General features: G+C 36.3%; 13 protein-coding genes. 8 read left to right on the top strand and 5 right to left on the bottom strand.

The features are described 5' to 3' along the window. Positions 1–249: 249 nt before the first annotated feature. Positions 250–1,086: a hypothetical protein gene (locus I5907_RS13145; RefSeq protein WP_196991279.1), complete on the bottom strand. Its 837-nt coding sequence runs from the start codon at positions 1,084–1,086 to the stop codon at positions 250–252. Positions 1,087–1,300: 214 nt separating this feature from the next. Between I5907_RS13145 and I5907_RS13150 the strand changes: the two genes are divergently transcribed. The 3 genes from I5907_RS13150 to I5907_RS13160 all read left to right on the top strand — a co-directional run bounded on the left by I5907_RS13150 (position 1,301) and on the right by I5907_RS13160 (position 5,381). Continuing rightward, positions 1,301–2,836 (top strand): hypothetical protein, encoded by a 1,536-nt coding sequence (locus I5907_RS13150; protein WP_196991280.1) that lies wholly within the window; start codon positions 1,301–1,303, stop codon positions 2,834–2,836. Positions 2,837–3,167: 331 nt separating this feature from the next. After that, positions 3,168–4,814, top strand: coding sequence for a patatin-like phospholipase family protein (locus tag I5907_RS13155; RefSeq protein WP_196991281.1), 1,647 nt, complete (start codon positions 3,168–3,170; stop codon positions 4,812–4,814). Between the two features lie 3 nt (positions 4,815–4,817). Next, entirely contained in the window at positions 4,818–5,381 is a 564-nt protein-coding gene (locus I5907_RS13160) for a hypothetical protein (protein WP_196991282.1), read from the top strand. 117 nt (positions 5,382–5,498) lie between these two features. On the opposite strand, the gene I5907_RS13165 is transcribed toward I5907_RS13160, so the two are convergent. From I5907_RS13165 to I5907_RS13180, 4 genes are read right to left on the bottom strand one after another with little or no spacing between them, the layout of a single operon-like run. Further along, a complete protein-coding gene (locus I5907_RS13165) occupies positions 5,499–6,218 on the bottom strand; it encodes a hypothetical protein (RefSeq protein ID WP_196991283.1) in 720 nt (239 codons plus the stop codon). 52 nt (positions 6,219–6,270) lie between these two features. Then, on the bottom strand, positions 6,271–6,735 hold the full coding sequence (locus I5907_RS13170) for an HNH endonuclease (protein ID WP_196991284.1): 465 nt from the start codon (positions 6,733–6,735) through the stop codon (positions 6,271–6,273). 54 nt (positions 6,736–6,789) lie between these two features. Then, positions 6,790–7,338, bottom strand: coding sequence for a hypothetical protein (locus I5907_RS13175; RefSeq protein WP_196991285.1), 549 nt, complete (start codon positions 7,336–7,338; stop codon positions 6,790–6,792). Further along, a complete protein-coding gene (locus I5907_RS13180; RefSeq protein WP_196991286.1) occupies positions 7,319–7,969 on the bottom strand; it encodes a hypothetical protein in 651 nt (216 codons plus the stop codon). Before I5907_RS13180 ends, I5907_RS13175 begins: the two co-directional genes overlap by 20 nt. 740 nt (positions 7,970–8,709) lie before the next feature. On the opposite strand from I5907_RS13180, the gene I5907_RS13185 reads away from it, so the two are divergent. The 5 genes from I5907_RS13185 (at position 8,710) to I5907_RS21930 (ending at position 17,437) form a co-directional block, all read left to right on the top strand. Further along, positions 8,710–10,269, top strand: a complete 1,560-nt coding sequence (locus tag I5907_RS13185) for a type I restriction-modification system subunit M (RefSeq protein WP_196991287.1) — start codon at positions 8,710–8,712, stop codon at positions 10,267–10,269. After that, a complete protein-coding gene (locus I5907_RS13190; RefSeq protein ID WP_196991288.1) occupies positions 10,266–11,522 on the top strand; it encodes a restriction endonuclease subunit S in 1,257 nt (418 codons plus the stop codon). The genes I5907_RS13185 and I5907_RS13190 overlap by 4 nt, the downstream gene beginning before the upstream one ends. Position 11,523: 1 nt before the next feature. Next, complete coding sequence (locus I5907_RS13195; protein ID WP_196991289.1) at positions 11,524–12,705, top strand: hypothetical protein; 1,182 nt, start codon at positions 11,524–11,526, stop codon at positions 12,703–12,705. Positions 12,706–12,721: 16 nt separating this feature from the next. After that, on the top strand, positions 12,722–15,829 hold the full coding sequence (locus I5907_RS13200) for an HsdR family type I site-specific deoxyribonuclease (protein ID WP_196991290.1): 3,108 nt from the start codon (positions 12,722–12,724) through the stop codon (positions 15,827–15,829). A 165-nt stretch (positions 15,830–15,994) separates the two neighbouring features. Then, positions 15,995–17,437 carry a restriction endonuclease FokI C-terminal domain-containing protein gene (locus I5907_RS21930; RefSeq protein ID WP_346266786.1) on the top strand — a complete coding sequence of 481 codons (1,443 nt, stop codon included), beginning with the start codon at positions 15,995–15,997 and terminating at the stop codon, positions 17,435–17,437. Positions 17,438–17,473: the final 36 nt, after the last annotated feature.

Below are 17,473 nucleotides of genomic sequence, written 5' to 3' on the forward strand. Positions count from 1 at the left end.
AATTTTATTAAAAAACAATGCATACATCCAAAATTCGAAAAGCATAAAAACGTTATAAAGCGGTGTGCTTGTTTTAAGGTTGATATATTTATATCTTCCATCTGTTGCTAACAACTCAGTAACCAGATCTAAAAACAAAAGGATTGAAAACAACTTTAAATGACCCTTATTATCTATCTTAAAACTGATAAGGCTAGATATAAAAGCGCAAGCAATAAAAACTAAATAAAGTTGCGACGGCATAACTTATTATGGGCATTTATCTGGCGGACAAGGTGAACCTGTGTTTGCAAATGCAGCTAAAAGTTTTTCTTTTTCCGAATCGCTAATATTTAAAGAATCTTCTAAAACTTCGTTATAGGCGAATGTATAAGAGTATCCGTTGTCGATTTTAAATATCAAATCAGTTTTAAAAGCATACTTTTTTTCCCCGAGTTCCAAGGACCAAGCAGCAAAATTTATTTCAAACTCCTTTTCACTTTCTTGTAAATAGGTTGCCAAATCTTTTTTTGAATTAGAAAATTTTCTAAAGAATGCATATTGTGAATACCAAAGACATGAATCTTCTCTGTAATCACTATGTATTGGAAAATCCGATTTTAACCCTTTTTCGAAGCCCAACATAACTAATTTATAACGATTCAACCAACTTCTTATGTCAGTATTTATTTGTTTGTTGACGGAATTGAATTTGCCATTATACCACACAAATGCCTTGTCGTTAATATCTATGGATTTGTTTTCGATCAATTTTGTTGGTATCAGAAGAAGAGTTAATTTATTTCGATAATCAACCTGAAGATTATGACTTTCATCTGTAAATAAAAAATAGATGCGTAGACCATCAGCATCAGGTATTTTTGCGAAGGTGTCTAAAACTGGTAATATGTCACTCGACTTTAATTTAATAGACTCATAGTGGTCAACGTTCGCTGATGTTAAATATCTAGACTTTATATCTCTGAAAATAGCTACTCTAGTTTGTGCTTTCCAGTCATCTATATGTGCCCATAAACCTTGGGAAAATACTGAATGCGTAATCGCTGTGCATAATCCAATTAGGATAAAAACTTTATTCGTGCTCATTTTTTATTTTTTACCAAGCTACTATCGGTTTTTAATATTTGCAATTGGAAAATTACTAATTATCCTTTTCTTTATCTAAATACAGGAAAAACCCTATCCAACTTCCTTTATATCCCTCTTTTAAAAGCTTTTTCTAATAATCAACTTCATATCCTAAATTTTGCACAATCCGTTAGCCGAAAAGGTATATAGAGTAGGCACAAACTTTTACGTTATGAAAAAGATTATATTGTTTTCGATTTTTATTGCGGCCAGTTATAGTGTGTATGCACAAGTTGGTCTACTAAGTAGCAATAACAAAAATTACATTAGAAGTCAACTTCTATCTGATACTACTTACAAGTTTCCTGCTTTAACTTTTGCTGATAATAATTTGTGGTATTTTGACAATCCTTACGAAAGCACAATTATTTCAGGAGAGGATGATTACTATTTTGAAAACATGGAACAGAAAAGAAAAATGGACAGCCTTCTTAGGAATAACGATCAAAAAGATAGCTTGTTAGCGATATACGTAGATTCATTAAGACGAATAAGGCTAGTGAAAAGGCAGACTGACTCTGCGCTTTCTGTCATAATAAAGAATAACAATCAAGCATTGAGAAATGTCTTTAATGATAAATTTTCCTCTCTTAAAAATCAAAATATGGAACTCCAAAAAGCAATACTAAAATCTAATTTCCTTACAAGACATTATCCTATAGATTCATTACAGGTTATTACAGATTTTTCAAGGTTTACCACAGACATGTCGGAGATTTATGCTGACTTGGAACAATTAAAAGACTTAAATAACAAAAGATTAAACGAAATCGAAAGCGGCGTTGAAAGAATGAATGCTATAAACAATTTAGATACTATCAATTTTGAAAAAGACAATCTTCCGGAATTACAATTGACGCTATCGAAAGCTTGGGGTAAAATAGCAAAAGACACTGAAGCAATTACAACAAAATTCAAAAATGATACAACTAACTATAACAACATTAGCAAAACTTATGATAATAAACTTAAATCCTATATAACACCAAAGCTAAAATCGGAGCTTCAAAAAACCTCTGACTTTGGTGCATTTCCTCAACTCACATCCGTTCTCGGAAAAAGAGAAGTTATACCTCAGCTTCAACTTTATGGCAGTTACAATTATGAAAACAAAACCACTTCTGTTGAAGCAAATATTGGTTTATCATTTGCCGCATCCAGTAATGCTGATTCAGGAAACATTCACGACATATTTATACCAACTGCAAGTAAGTTTCTCATTTACACAAATTTCAATTATAGTTTCTGGTCAACGAATCAAAGTACTTCAAATGATAAAGACTCTGCAAAAAGATTAGCAATTAAATTAGGTTTCAGTTTTGCGGGAAAAAACCTTGTCTTCGATACAACTAAGAAAGTCAATTCAATAAACAGCACTATGTTGTATGCAAAAGGTGGATTGGAATTAGGTGTTCTGCCAAAACGATTCAGTATTTACGCTAATGTAAATACAGTGAGTTTATTGGATAAGATAGATGATTTTAAAACTGCTACTGGTATAAATTCTAAATTCTTTGGTTACTTGGATTGTGGAGCCAGGTTCTTTCTTGATCCTGCACCTCAGGCTAAAGTTGATTTGGGGCTTTACATTTACTCAGACATCAACTTCATCATTAATGGTGGCGATGTTAAAAGGGTTACACATTCTAATGATCTTGTTATTCCAAGTATTCAATTGGGAATAGTCAAAAGGCTGGGACGATTGTAGTAAACTATTAAGTGTAATAATAATGGCTGCTCTTTTTTGGTACTAACACTACCTTATCACTGATTAATCCCATATATATGTAAATGTCTTTTTCGAATCGACACCCCCAAGCCTCCTGCCAATTTCCGCTAAAAAACCTGATAAACCTTCTCCCTCCAGTCCCCACTACAACCCACCGTACAAGTGAGTGACACAACAACCGATGCCATGAAAAACTACAGCCCGTAACCATCACCATCACGCAGTGTAAAACAGCGGGAAAATACCGTAAAAACACCTTGTATTTTTGGCAATGAATCATAACCTTTACAAGAACCACGCAAACACCATAATGCAACCAACACAACCAATACAACAATTCATCAACGATTCGGGAGCAGCAACAGTGCTGGAAGAGCTGAAACAATACTTTGCTGACAATAAACCAAACGGACTCATCGTGAGTGATGTGCTCGACGATGAAGGCAACCAGTATGTAGACCTGGTGCAGGAAGGCGGCGGCGTATGGGGCGTTGCACTCGTGGGCTATACATACATTATGGAAGAAATGGGTATCCGTTTTTTTAGCCTGGCCGGCACCAGCGCTGGAGCTATTAATACCATGATGCTTGCGGTGGCGGGCAATGCTGCAGATAAGAAATACATTACGATACTTGATCACATGCTGAAACTGCCACTCGATCAGCTGGTAGACGGACAGAATGAAATAAAAGATGGTAAAGTGGTGGTTACAAAGTATACGCGCTTTATACGCTGGCTGGTAAAAAACCTCATCATCAAAAGCAATTTTATAAAGAAGCTGATAAAACTGTTGCGCTGGTTAATGGTGCTTTTCATTACGCTGTCGGTTGGTTCTTTTATCGGTAATTTTTTGATCGATTATTCCACCTCGAAATGGTTGGGACTAACGCCTTTGCTTTTGCTGGTGCTTATCTTTTTACTGTTGGCATATAGCATGTCGAAGTTCAAAGACTTTCTCGACAAAGGTATTGGCCTCAATGAAGGAAAGTTCTTTCACAACTGGCTGAACAATGTTATTGCGGGTCATACAGTTGATAATGATGCCAATGGACAACCTATTATAAACCTGGAACATTTTCACCGGCATTTTTCAAGACCTGTAAACCTGCGGGTAAGGCCAGGCAGGGAAGATGATGCCACGCCACCTGCAGCCAATAAAAGAATGATATGTATTATTACCTGCGATATTACCTCGAAGAACAAGATCATGTTTCCGCGCATGTGGGATCTGTACTGGAAAGACAAGGCCAGTGTACATCCCGGCGATATGGTGAGGGCCAGCATGTCTATACCCGGCTTCTTCAAAATGTTTCATGTAAAGGTGCACGAACCAAAAAGTGAAGCAAAAAAAGATGCATGGAAAAGACACCTCGGCTGGGATGGTAATGCCATACCCGATGCAGTAAATTTTGTTGACGGTGGCGCTATCTCCAACTTCCCGCTCAATGTATTTTTCAACCCCAATTATCCTGTGCCGCGCATGCCCACATTTGGTGCCAGGCTCGATAGTGATGATGGCACAGATACCATTGCAGAAGCAGATACCATTGCCGAATATGCGGGTGCCATGCTCTCCTCAATAAGAGGATACTATGATAAAGATTTTATATTGCGCAACCCATCTTTTCAGCAGGGCATCTGCTGCGTAAATCTAAAAGGCCACAGTTCGGTAAACTTTTTTATGGATGAAAAAGGCGATACGGAAAAGAAGCAGCTTTTTTTGAAAGGTGCCATGGCCGCCGCTGCATTTTTAAAAACGTTTGACTGGGAAAAATACAAGACCGATCGTGCCGGCGATATCTCTAAAATTGATTACACCGTAGATCCCAACAACCTGGAAGACCCGCTTACAAGAAATGCCAACCTGCAGCACGAGCTTACCACCATTAAGAATACCAGCGTGCGACAAACCGTACAGCACAAAATGCCCGAATTACAAAGCGCAAAAACAGAGTAACCCATGAAAAAGTTTATAGCAAGCTGGTATATTGAGCTCTTTTGTGCACTGCTTACCATTGCATGTGTGACCGGTGTGTGGATGAATGCGCTGCAGCAGCAGGTAAAGCAAAAAGGTGTAACCTGCTTTAGCATTATGCAACTGGAATTGCCGCGTAATGAAGACAGCCTGCGCACAATACTCAGTAATGTTGCACAACAAAATGCCACTGCGCTTGTAAAGCAACACCTCTATATAGATTTTGCATTTATGCCTGCAGTGTACATCGGTACTGCTTTCTGGCTGTTGATCGTTGGCCGCAACAGTAGAAAAATAAATGTCTTTTTTATTATGCTGGCTGCACTGCAGATCGTTCCCTGGGTATTTGATATCATAGAAAATACCACACTCATCAAGGCAATCAATGATCCCATACATCAGCTAAGCATTAACCTGCAGACCTTTAAAACAATGGTGTATATAAAGTTTGTCATAGCATTGGGCGGCGCATTAACAGCCATTTTCACCTGTCTCCGAAAACTGTTTATACACCGGCAAAACGTGTATCACGTTATAGCGTTTATGTAACTGGCAAATATTTTCATGGCATCGCCTGTTGTGTCACTCACTTGTGCGTTCTGTTCTTATGGCGACTGCAGCGATCTGTTTCACGCACATCGTCTAAAAGCAACACCCGTCAGGCGGTTACAGCCGTAAGTGCCCGTTGTTAGCGAAATATTTTTTTGCTATTCTCACAATATCGTCGATGTATTCTTCTTTAGCATCATGACTTTTTGGTGCAGCCGGATGGTGTGCTGCTATATAAAGACGATTGGTAATGTAATAATCAAATTCATCGTAGTGATGACAGGATTGATCAAGACCTAGATCGCTTGCAAAATGATACAACGTGCCACCACAAATAACAACATGCGGATCATATGTTTCTATCTGCTTTAATAAAATGCCTTTGTGTAAATTATAAGCATCTCTAATCTCTCCATGTTTTGAAGTGGTATTACCTGCAAATTTTTGAACATTTATAAATGCTATTTCATTTAAAACATTTACCATGCTCGGATCATCGTCTATAAAACTTACATTATCATAAAGCTCAAAATTATTTAGCATGCAATAACTTGTATAAATAATAGGGTGCCAGGTAGATCTTGCACCGCCTGCTTTTTTCAGAAAAGCTTCCGGCTGTTCGCCAACAATACTCCAGTCACCAACACCTTCATTCTCTATATCATACGCCTCTTTTAAAATCCAAAGAATTCGGAGCTTGCTATTATAGTATTTTTCAATATCGCGTAATCCGTCGTATATCGGTTTTTTATTGTCAGTGGAGTAGATTTGATAATGACTTTTTATCTCGTCATTTAACTCATTGACTTTTGTATTAAAGGTTTCCAGGTTTTGCATGTAAAAGGCTTTTGTTTTTAGTGATGAGTTTGCGTCGTTCTATATGTAAGTCTTATTCAGTTTTATTGGTTTTTCGCTTTTTCCGTAGTTGCATATCATGCTTCATGAATGCATTTGCAATGAATAAACTTTCTTCAGATTCATCCAGCAATTTTGTTTTCATCCATCTGCCCATTTTTAGGATCAATTGTATTTCTTCAGAGCTGTAATGCCACCTCAGGTTATTGCATGACGCACAACTTGGTAAATAATTATTTTCTGCATGAATACCACCTGTTATTTGAGGCTTAACATGGTCTGCATGAAAGTTTTTTAACTCCAACTCTATCCCACATATATGGCAACGGCAATCCGTTTTTTCAAGAATTAATTGTCTTTGCTTTTTTGTTAGCGCTGAACGTTTAACATCTTTTACCTTATTAACACGGCGAATGCTTCTTAAACTAATGATCAATTTGATTAAGCCTTTGCCAGTTTTTATTGTGCGTAAGAATTGAAGCGGTTTTATTTCTTTCATGCAATACGTGCTAAGGTTGAATGATCACTTTATTTTCTCTGTTTGCGATTTTTATTAAACGTTGAAATTGTAAAGCATATCATGGAAACCGCCAGTATTTACGCCAATTCTTTTTTTACTTTTCACTGATACATCAAAAGAAACATCCTGACGTTTTAATAAAAGCTGAAGGGGCTTTTCACCCTTGATATCAACGTGTTGATTTAATATTTCAAGTAGCACAATCAACGGGCCATTTAGCAATTCTCCGTCGTCTATTCTCTGCAGCGAACGAATCAAAATACCACCCGGGTTTTGTTCATTGCCAATTACAAGATCAATGCCCGAATAGTGAAAGAACCATGTTAGAGGTTGGTGCTGAGCTCTTTTCAATCTCTTCCGCCGTGGAAGTAATTTTTCGTGGTTTTTGGAAAACCCATAGGTAATCTCGTCAGGATGTTCTTTACTATAGTAATAGAATTCTATTTCCATGAACCTGTAGATAGCCATTCCTGTATCAATGACATAGTTCCTCAACAAAGTATCAGCCATTGCTTCAAACCATTGCTCATGGTTTTCCGTAGGTTGCTGATGTACGAGTATTTCAAAATGCTGGTTGTCCATTTCTGTTAGCTTTAATTGATTTGCCTAGTGAAAACAGTAACTGGTCAACTTTGCTTCTCCACCCTTCAATATGCTCTTTTTTAGAATTAAGCGTTTTAAAACACTCTTTGTATTCCTGCACAAGCTTCCAGTCGTTAAAATTTGTTTGCCTCAATATTTTGTTGACCCGCGTTACATCTGTTGCCTGGTATATTGAAAAGGCTCTTAGAACATGCTGATCTATGATTGGCTCTTCCTGTTTATTTGCAAGGTGTTTCCCAAATTGTTTAAATACCACTGCTTCATCAACTGCTTCCAGTGTATTACTGCCTTTTATGCCCTGCGCAACATGTTTTATTTTTTGCAGGTCGCCATTTTTCCAAAGTACAGCATAAAGGATTTTGGCTAACGGGTCTTGTATATGTTTACTCGCTTCTTCAGCAATAGACCCATCGTCATTCAGGATACGCTCATCAATACCGGAAATATCATCTTCATTTAGTGAGAAATGTAAACGCGGGTATTTATTGGCTGGATAGAATCTCGGCAAATCGTTTTGTGCGTAAATATTATCAAGTTGTTGTATAGACTGAGCAGCATTTATGGCTTCAAAAATCTTCTTTGTTTTTTCTAGAATTTGTTGGGGTTGCATAAATAATTAGTTCAAGGTGATATGAAAATAGTATATCTACTTCCACTTGCAAAAAAATTGCAATCTATTTATTTCGAAACAACACTAGATTAGCGCAAATACAAAATTTAAATGATATAAAAAATGTGATTTTTCACACTTGGAAAGCAAACGTTTTTTTATTTACTTGCGCAAAGGCATAAATTAGTAATCCTCCTAAGGTTACGACTTCCCAGATTAACCAATGAACCAAAACCCGGAGCAACTTGCCACAGACCAGATAGACAAGCAACTTATTGCCTGCGGGTGGGCTATTCAACACAAATCAGCAATTAATTTGAGTGCAGTAACCGGTGTGGCTGTTCGGGAGTGCCAGTCCAACTGTTCTGAAGAAGGAATTAGCTTTACTGGAAATTTTTATGTATAAAATACACCCCTAAAGTGTTTTACTGAATATTAGTAAAAGATTATCACGTTTATGAATATTTATAAGCTTATCTGTAATGCTAAAATTCAGTTTTTTAGCGAACCTGCTAATTGTATAACAACTATACCAGCGACTTCAACCATTTTGGTTACGAAAATTAGATATCATTTAAAATTAAGCAACATATATTATATTGCTTTGCGCAAAGCGCATTTATATTATTAGTATCAAACTTATTTTTAAGGCAAAACGTAAAGACATTTAAAAAAAATATAAGTGCATAAGAGCAAATAGTATTATTCGTTAAACCACAAGACTTAATAAAAGAAAACAAATGACAAGCACAGTACAAAGGCAGGAATTGCAAGCAAAAATATGGAGAATAGCCAACGATGTACGTGGCTCAGTAGATGGATGGGATTTTAAACAGTTTGTGTTGGGAACACTGTTCTATCGCTTTATTAGCGAAAACTTTACCAATTATATTGAAGGTGGTGATGAAAGCGTAAACTACGCGCAATTAACAGATGATGTAATAACACCAGAAATAAAAGACGATGCCATCAAAACCAAAGGCTACTTCATTTACCCAAGTCAGCTTTTTGTAAATGTTGCCAAAACAGCCAACACAAACCCGAATCTAAACACGGACTTAAAAGCGATTTTTGACGCTATTGAAAGTTCTGCAAATGGTTATCCATCTGAACCAGACATTAAAGGTTTGTTTGCCGACTTTGACACCACAAGCACTCGATTAGGAAATACAGTGGAAAGCAAGAACAGTACGTTGGCTAAAGTCTTAAAAGGAATTGAAGAGCTTGACTTTGGTCCCGCTTGGAGCGGGATAGAAGACAATCAAATTGACCTTTTTGGAGATGCTTATGAGTTTTTGATATCCAATTATGCAGCAAATGCAGGAAAATCGGGAGGTGAGTTTTTTACACCGCAACATGTTTCAAAACTCATTGCACAATTGGCAATGCACAAGCAAGACAAAGTAAACAAGATTTACGACCCTGCGGCTGGTTCAGGCTCTTTGCTGTTGCAAGCCAAAAAGCATTTCGACAACCATATTATTGAAGAAGGTTTTTATGGGCAAGAAGTAAATCATACTACTTACAACCTTGCTCGTATGAACATGTTTTTACACAACATCAATTACGACAAGTTTAATATTGCCCTTGGCAATACACTCATTGACCCACATTATGGAGATGAGAAACCTTTTGATGCCATTGTTTCTAATCCTCCTTACTCCATAAAATGGATTGGTGACGATGACCCAACGCTAATTAATGATGACCGTTTTGCACCTGCTGGTGTATTAGCTCCTAAATCAAAAGCAGATTTTGCTTTTGTGCTTCACGCTTTGAGTTATCTATCCAGTAAAGGCAGAGCAGCCATTGTTTGTTTCCCTGGTATCTTTTACCGCGGCGGTGCTGAACAGAAAATCAGAAAGTATTTAGTAGAAAATAATTTTGTTGAAACCATTATCTCTCTTGCTCCAAACTTATTCTATGGAACTCCAATTGCTGTTACAATTCTTGTTCTTTCAAAACATAAAACTGAAAACAAAACGCAGTTTATAGATGCCAGTGGTGAAGAATTCTTTAAGAAAGTAACCAATAACAATGTGCTTACTGATAAACACATTGAAAGAATTATGGAAATATTCGATAGCAAAGAAGATATTGAATATGTGGCTAAGACTATTGACAATTCTAAAATTGCCGAAAACGATTATAACCTATCCGTAAGCTCCTATGTGGAAACGAAAGACCACAGGGAGCAATTTGACATTGCGGTGTTAAACGCTGAGGTTCTAAAAACGGTAGAAAAGATTAATAAACTCCGTACTGAGATTGATTTAATAATAAAGGAAATTGAAGCATGAATTATTTAGATAAAATATTAGGAGGTGTTGAAGTTGAATGGAAGGAGCTGGGTGAGGTGGTTCATTTTATTAATGCCAAACCTCATGAAAAGCTAGTAGATCCGAATGGTGATGTAGCGCTAATGACATCCAGATTTATTTCCACGGAAGGAAAGTTAGCACGATATGTAAAAAGCGAAAATGTATTGTCTCCTGCTTTAAAAAATGATGTGGCAATGGTAATGAGTGACTTACCGAATGGTAAGGCATTGGCGAAAACTTTTTTTGTTGAAGAAAATAACCGTTTTGCAGCAAATCAACGAGTTTGTTTGCTCCGAGTAAAAGACCCAAAGGAGTACTTTCCAAAATTTCTACACTTTGTTGTCAATCGCAATCAGCAGCTTTTAGCATATGATAATGGCTTAGATCAGACTCACTTAAAGAAGGATTGGATATTAAAGATTCGTGTCCCTGTCCCCTGTCCTAACAACCAAAATAAATCCCTGGAAATTCAAAAGAGAATTGTTGCTATTCTCGATAAGTTTAAAGAGCACACAAAAGAACTAGCAATAGAGTTAACAAGGGAGCTTAAAGGGCGTAAAGCACAGCATAATTTTTATCGGGAGAAATTGTTCAGTTTTAATGAAAACGAAATACAATACTTACCTATGGGGAATCCAAGTGTTGGTGAGTTTCAGAGAGGCAAACGGTTTGTAAAGGATGATATGATACAAGATGGTGTACCCTGCATACATTATGGGGAGATGTACACTTACTATGGAACTTGGGCAAACAAAAGCAAATCTTTTTTGAGTAAAGAATTAGTAGAAAGAAAAAATCTACGAATCGCTGTAAATGGCGATGTTGTGATTGTAGCTGCAGGAGAAACCATTGAGGACATTGGATTAGGAACGGCTTGGTTAGGTGAAGAAGGCGTTGTAATTCACGATGCTTGTTTTTCTTTCAGAAGCCCTTCTCTAAACCCGAAATTCGTAGCATACTTTACACGTACTAAACAATTCCACGACCAAATAAAAAAACATATTTCATCGGGTAAAATATCTGCCATCAATGCAAGAGGGTTAGAAAAGGTTTTAATACCTGTTCCTTCACCAGAGGAACAAGACCGTATTGTTACCATTCTTGACAAATTCGATATTTTGACTTCTTCTATTAGCGAAGGCTTGCCGAAAGAAATTGAGTTAAGGAAAAAGCAGTACGAATATTACCGTGATTTATTGCTAACATTTCCAAAACATAATATAGAGTTATAATATGGCACAAACATTAACACAAATAGCTCAAACCCTTAAGGCGAACAATAAAAAGGTTCAGTTAATCTATGCCTTTAACGGCTCGGGTAAAACACGGTTATCCAGAGATTTTAAAGAGTTGGTTGCTCCTAAAAATGCCGATGAAGAAGAAGAAAGCAAAATCAAGATAATGTACTATAATGCATTTACAGAAGATTTATTTTATTGGGATAACGACTTAGATTACGATACTAATAGAAAATTGATTATTCAACCAAACAATTATACAAATTGGGTACTGGTTGAACAGGGGCAAGAATCTAATATCACAAGACATTTTCAACGTTACACAAACGAGAAATTAACACCTAAGTTTAATGAACAATATACAATCAAGGATAAATATGATAATGATGTTATAATTCCTGCTTATAGTGAAGTTCGTTTCTCATTTCAACGTGGAAACGATGAGAATCCTGAGTTAGTTAAAATCTCTAAAGGTGAAGAAAGTAGTTTTATCTGGAGTATTTTTTACAGTTTATTAGCTCAAACAATTATTGTGTTAAATGAAGCGGAGGTAGGAAAACGAGAAACTGACCAATTCAATGATTTGCAATACGTCTTTATAGACGACCCTGTTAGTTCATTAGATGATAACCATCTAATAGAACTTGCAATAAATATAGCTGAATTAATAAAATCAAGTCAATCACCTACCTTAAAGTTCATAATCACTACCCACAGTCCTTTATTTTACAACGTGCTTTATAGTGAATTAGGAGTTAAAGAAGGTAATATTTTGAGTAAAAATGATGACAATACATTTGACCTAATTCCTAAAAAGGGAGATTCAAACTTGAGTTTTTCTTATCACCTTTTTCTAAAACAAACTATTCAAAAGGCTATTGATAATAGTGCTGTAAAAAAGTACCATTTTACCCTTCTTAGAAATCTGTATGAAAAAACTGCCAGTTTCTTAGGTTATCCAAGATGGGCGGAGTTGTTGCCAGATGATAAGCAGACATATTATAATCGTGTAATTCAGTTTACAAGCCATTCTTTAATATCAAATGAAACCGTAGCTGAACCAACAGACCCTGAAAAAGCAACGGTTAAGTTTTTATTAGACCACCTTACAACAAACTATAACTATTGGAAAGAAGAAAAAGCAAAAGTAGAAGAACCAGTAGTAACTGAAGTATAATCAACACTACAAGAGAATGACAGAGTATAAAACCATAGCAGAATCAAACAATTTTATAGTACTAGATAAGTACACTAAATATGCTGTTTTAAACGAAGCACCTGCTGTTTATCAAACAGAGGCAGCACTGGAAAAGGAATTTATTCAAGACCTAGTCAACCAAGGTTATGAATATCCAAAAAACCTAAATACGCTTGAAGCGATGTTAGCGAATGTAAGAATGCAATTGCAATCGCTTAATTACATGGAATTTTCTGATGCAGAATGGTCTCGTTTTGTGGAAGAATATTTGGATAAGCCAAGCGATAACCTTGTTGAGAAAACCAGAAAAATACATGACAACTATATTTACGATTTTGTTTTTGATGATGGGCATATCCAAAACATTTACTTGGTTGACAAAAAGAATATCACACGAAATAAAATACAAGTAATTTCTCAATTTGAGCAGAAAGGCACTCATGCCAATCGTTATGATGTAACCATTTTAGTAAACGGTTTGCCATTAGTTCAGGTTGAATTAAAAAAACGAGGAGTTGCTATTCGTGAAGCATTTAATCAAGTTCATAGATACTCAAAAGAAAGTTTTAACAGTAAAAATTCATTATTTAAATACATTCAGATTTTTGTCATTTCAAACGGTACAGACAGCCGATATTTTGCCAACACGGTTGAGCGAAACAAAAACAGTTTTGACTTTACCATGAATTGGGCAAAGGCAGACAATACGCTCATTAAAGACCTGAAAGATTTTACGACAACATTTTTTGAAAAAAGAGTATTGTTAAATGTGTTGCTCACCTATTCGGTTTTTGACACAAGTGATACTCTTTTAATTATGCGACCATATCAAATTGCAGCGACCGAAAGAATGTTGTGGAAAATTGAAAGTTCTTTTCAAACTAAAAATTGGTCGAAACCTGAGAGTGGCGGATATATTTGGCATACAACAGGTTCGGGTAAAACACTTACAAGTTTCAAAGCAGCACGGTTAGCTACGCAATTGGAGTTTATTGATAAAGTATTTTTTGTAGTTGACCGTAAAGATTTAGACTATCAAACTATGAAGGAATATCAGCGATTCTCTCCTGATAGTGTGAATGGTTCAGAAAGTACAGCGGGTTTAAAACGAAATATTGAAAAGGACGACAACAAGATAATTGTAACTACAATACAAAAACTAAACAACCTCATGAAGACTGAGGGTGATTTAGCTATTTATCAAAAGCAAGTTGTTTTCATCTTTGACGAATGCCACCGTTCTCAGTTTGGTGAAGCACAAAAGAACCTAAATAAGAAGTTTAAAAAGTTCTATCAGTTTGGATTTACAGGAACACCAATATTCGTTCAAAATGCTTTAGGTGCTGAAACTACGGCAAGTGTTTTCGGTCGTGAATTGCATTCATATGTAATTACCGATGCAATTAGAGATGAAAAAGTACTGAAATTCAAAGTTGATTATAATGATGTTAGACCTCAGTTTAAGAGTATTGAAACTGAAATAGATGAGAAAAAATTAAGTGCAGCAGAAAACAAAAAAGCTTTACTTCATCCAGAACGTATCAAAGAAATATCTCAATACATTTTACAGAATTTCAGGATAAAAACCCACAGAAATCAAGGAAGCAACAAGGGCTTTAATGCCATGTTTGCCGTAAGCAGTGTTGATGCCGCCAAATGTTATTATGAAGAATTAAACACCCTTCAAAAAAACAGCGACAAGCCTTTAAAGATTGCTACAATCTTCTCTTTTGCCGCAAACGAAGAACAAAGTGCAATTGGTGAAATTGTTGACGAGACTTTTGAGCCTTCTGCAATGGATGTTACAGCCAAAGAGTTTTTAACCAAAGCTATCAATGACTATAACGCAATGTTCAGAACCAGTTATGGTGTTGACAGTAATGAGTTTCAGAATTATTATCGTGACCTTGCCAAACGTGTAAAGAACAAAGAGATTGACTTAATTATTGTAGTCGGAATGTTCTTAACTGGCTTTGATGCTCCAACACTCAATACATTGTTTGTTGACAAGAATTTGCGTTATCATGGTTTAATACAAGCTTTTTCAAGAACAAACCGAATTTATGATGCCACAAAAACGTTTGGCAATGTTGTTACATTCAGAGATTTAGAACAAGCAACCATTGATGCCATTACTCTGTTTGGAGATAGTAATACCAAGAATGTGGTTCTTGAAAAAAGCTACAAAGAATATTTAGAGGGCTTTACAGATATTGTTACTGGTGAAGCAAGAAGGGGTTACATTGAAGTGGTTAAAGAATTAAATGAGAGGTTCCCGAAGCCTGATGAAATTGTTACAGAAAAAGATAAGAAAGAGTTTGCCAAGCTATTTGGCGAATACTTGCGTATAGAAAACATACTGCAGAATTACGATGAGTTCAACCATCTAAAGGCGTTAAAAGAAATAGATATAAACGATGCCGAAGCTGTTGAAGCATTTAAAGAGACATACTTTGTAACAGATGAAGACATTGCAGCAATGCAAAATATTGAATTGCTGAAAGAAAGAACTGTACAGGATTACCGTTCTACTTATAATGATATACGTGACTGGCTAAGACGTGAGAAATTTGGAAAGCAATCAGAAGAATCAACAATTGATTGGGATGATGTAGTGTTTGAAGTGGACTTATTAAAGTCGCAAGAAATAAACCTGGATTACATACTTGAATTGATTTTTGAGCATAACAAAAAGAAAAAAGATAAAGCTACCCTGATTGAAGAAATACGACGGGTTATACGTGCAAGTGTGGGCAATAGGGCAAAAGAGACTTTGGTTGTCGATTTTATTAATGAGACAGACCTTGATAAACTGCAAGACAAAGCAAATGTTATTGACTCATTCTTTACATATGCTCAAACCAAACAGAAAGCGGAGGCAACAGAATTAATTAATGAAGAAAACTTAAATGAAGAAGCTGCCAAGCGATATATAGCAACCTCTTTAAAACGTGAATATGCCAGTGAAAACGGAACAGAACTCAATGCACTTTTGCCGAAAATGAGTCCTTTGAACCCTAAGTATTTGACAAAAAAGAAGACTGTCTTCCAAAAACTTGTGTCGTTTGTTGAGAAGTTTAAGGGTGTTGGTGGACAGTTATAGCAAGGGCGTAAAACGTAATTAATCAAATGTTTATTGATGATAGTTATGCAGGCAAAAATTAATAATAAGGTTAACAAACTGATTGATATAAATAGTGAAATAAAATAGGATTAAAATTGCTTTAAGCATACTAACTGGCCGAAGAGATTGTAGAAAACATAGAAAGTGCATTGGAAAATTTCAAGACCATATTGGGCAACTGAAGAAATAGTTATCAAACACACCCTTTATAAAACGAACCAGCTTATGATTGACAATAACACGCAACAGCAGTTAAAGAATATCTGGAATGATTATTTAAAAACGGAAAACCGCGTAGTAGATACAAAAGGTAGACCATACGATGATATTGACAAGAGCCGTAAGAAAGCAATTATTGAGATCAGGCAGATGATTGATGCTTTTTTGCAGGGAAGATTGGAGCTACGCGATTTTAAAACCAATCTAGACAGCTATAATAAGCAACACAACTATTGGGGGTTTACTGCTGCCAAAGGTCAGATGTTCTTTAATCTTTTAACGAGATCAAGTGCAGGAGATATGCCTAACCTGGTAAACCTGTTAAAGAAAGTGTTGGCTGAACCCGATTCGCTGGAAGATGCACTGCAAAAAATGACATTGATCTTTAACTATGCAGGCGCATACAAACAAACTGCAACAGACAAAAGGCTGGTGGCAAACCCAATGTCGTCAGCATACTTTCTTTCTTATTTCTGGCAGATACATAACCCGGAAAAGTGGCCGGTAATGTATAGTTCTATCATCATTTCTTTTGAAAAGCTAGGTATATGGCAGTCACATGCCACTTCTTACGATAACTATCGTTTTTTCTATGGGTTAAATGAAGAAATTAAAAGGATTATATCCCAACATGCCGGCCAGCCTGTTACCAACTGGGACATTGAGCATGCATTGTGGTATTTTGCAGGTACGGTGACGGTAAATTCGAAACAGCTTAAGCCCAAACGAATGCGTACTGCGCAGGCAGAACAGACTGTTATCGAAGAGCCTGTTTTGGTGGAAGCACCGGCATTGGAAGCCGGGTTTGCGTTAAGTGATTATCTTATTCCAAGAATTGCAAGACTTGTGGAGTTGGGAGCGTCTGCCGATAAATCTGGTTCAGCAAAAGGTCATGAGTTCGAAAGAATGGTTGGCGAAACATTTGCGCAGCTAGATTTTGACGTGGAAACATTGGGGCAGGGAATGGGCAGAGAGCCAGACGCTATACTTAAATATCCGGCAGAGCATATAGCCTTCATTGTGGATGCGAAAGCTTATACAAATGGTTATGCGTTGGGAACAGACGACAGGGCAATAAGGGAGTATATCAATTACTATTGTCCACGGCTAAAGGCTGCGGGTTATACCAGGATAGGGTTTATCATTGTTTCCAACGCTTTCAGATCTGACATGAAAGAGTTTGTGAATGAAATAACATGGACAACCGATGTAAAGCGTTTTTTATTGTTAACATCAGAAGCATTGCTTCACCTCGTAGCATATAAAACAAAAGATAAAATTCCAGTTACACAGATTGTGGAAAAGCTAATTTCATTTGATAAGATTATTACAAAAGAGATGATCATAGAAGAGTTTGGCGATTATTAGTCTGGCTAATGACTCTTGTTGACAGGTAATAAAATT

It is taken from the genome of Panacibacter microcysteis (assembly GCF_015831355.1).
GTDB classification, from domain to species: Bacteria; Bacteroidota; Bacteroidia; order Chitinophagales; family Chitinophagaceae; genus Panacibacter; species Panacibacter microcysteis.

Excerpts from the sequence above, each read along its gene's own strand:
- I5907_RS13145 (WP_196991279.1), bottom strand. The coding sequence starts at position 1,086 with ATGAGCACGAATAAAGTTTTTATCCTAATTGGATTATGCACAGCGATT.
- I5907_RS13150 (WP_196991280.1), top strand. The coding sequence starts at position 1,301 with ATGAAAAAGATTATATTGTTTTCGATTTTTATTGCGGCCAGTTATAGT.
- I5907_RS13155 (WP_196991281.1), top strand. The coding sequence starts at position 3,168 with ATGCAACCAACACAACCAATACAACAATTCATCAACGATTCGGGAGCA.
- I5907_RS13160 (WP_196991282.1), top strand. The coding sequence starts at position 4,818 with ATGAAAAAGTTTATAGCAAGCTGGTATATTGAGCTCTTTTGTGCACTG.
- I5907_RS13165 (WP_196991283.1), bottom strand. The coding sequence starts at position 6,218 with ATGCAAAACCTGGAAACCTTTAATACAAAAGTCAATGAGTTAAATGAC.
- I5907_RS13170 (WP_196991284.1), bottom strand. The coding sequence starts at position 6,735 with ATGAAAGAAATAAAACCGCTTCAATTCTTACGCACAATAAAAACTGGC.
- I5907_RS13175 (WP_196991285.1), bottom strand. The coding sequence starts at position 7,338 with ATGGACAACCAGCATTTTGAAATACTCGTACATCAGCAACCTACGGAA.
- I5907_RS13180 (WP_196991286.1), bottom strand. The coding sequence starts at position 7,969 with ATGCAACCCCAACAAATTCTAGAAAAAACAAAGAAGATTTTTGAAGCC.
- I5907_RS13185 (WP_196991287.1), top strand. The coding sequence starts at position 8,710 with ATGACAAGCACAGTACAAAGGCAGGAATTGCAAGCAAAAATATGGAGA.
- I5907_RS13190 (WP_196991288.1), top strand. The coding sequence starts at position 10,266 with ATGAATTATTTAGATAAAATATTAGGAGGTGTTGAAGTTGAATGGAAG.
- I5907_RS13195 (WP_196991289.1), top strand. The coding sequence starts at position 11,524 with ATGGCACAAACATTAACACAAATAGCTCAAACCCTTAAGGCGAACAAT.
- I5907_RS13200 (WP_196991290.1), top strand. The coding sequence starts at position 12,722 with ATGACAGAGTATAAAACCATAGCAGAATCAAACAATTTTATAGTACTA.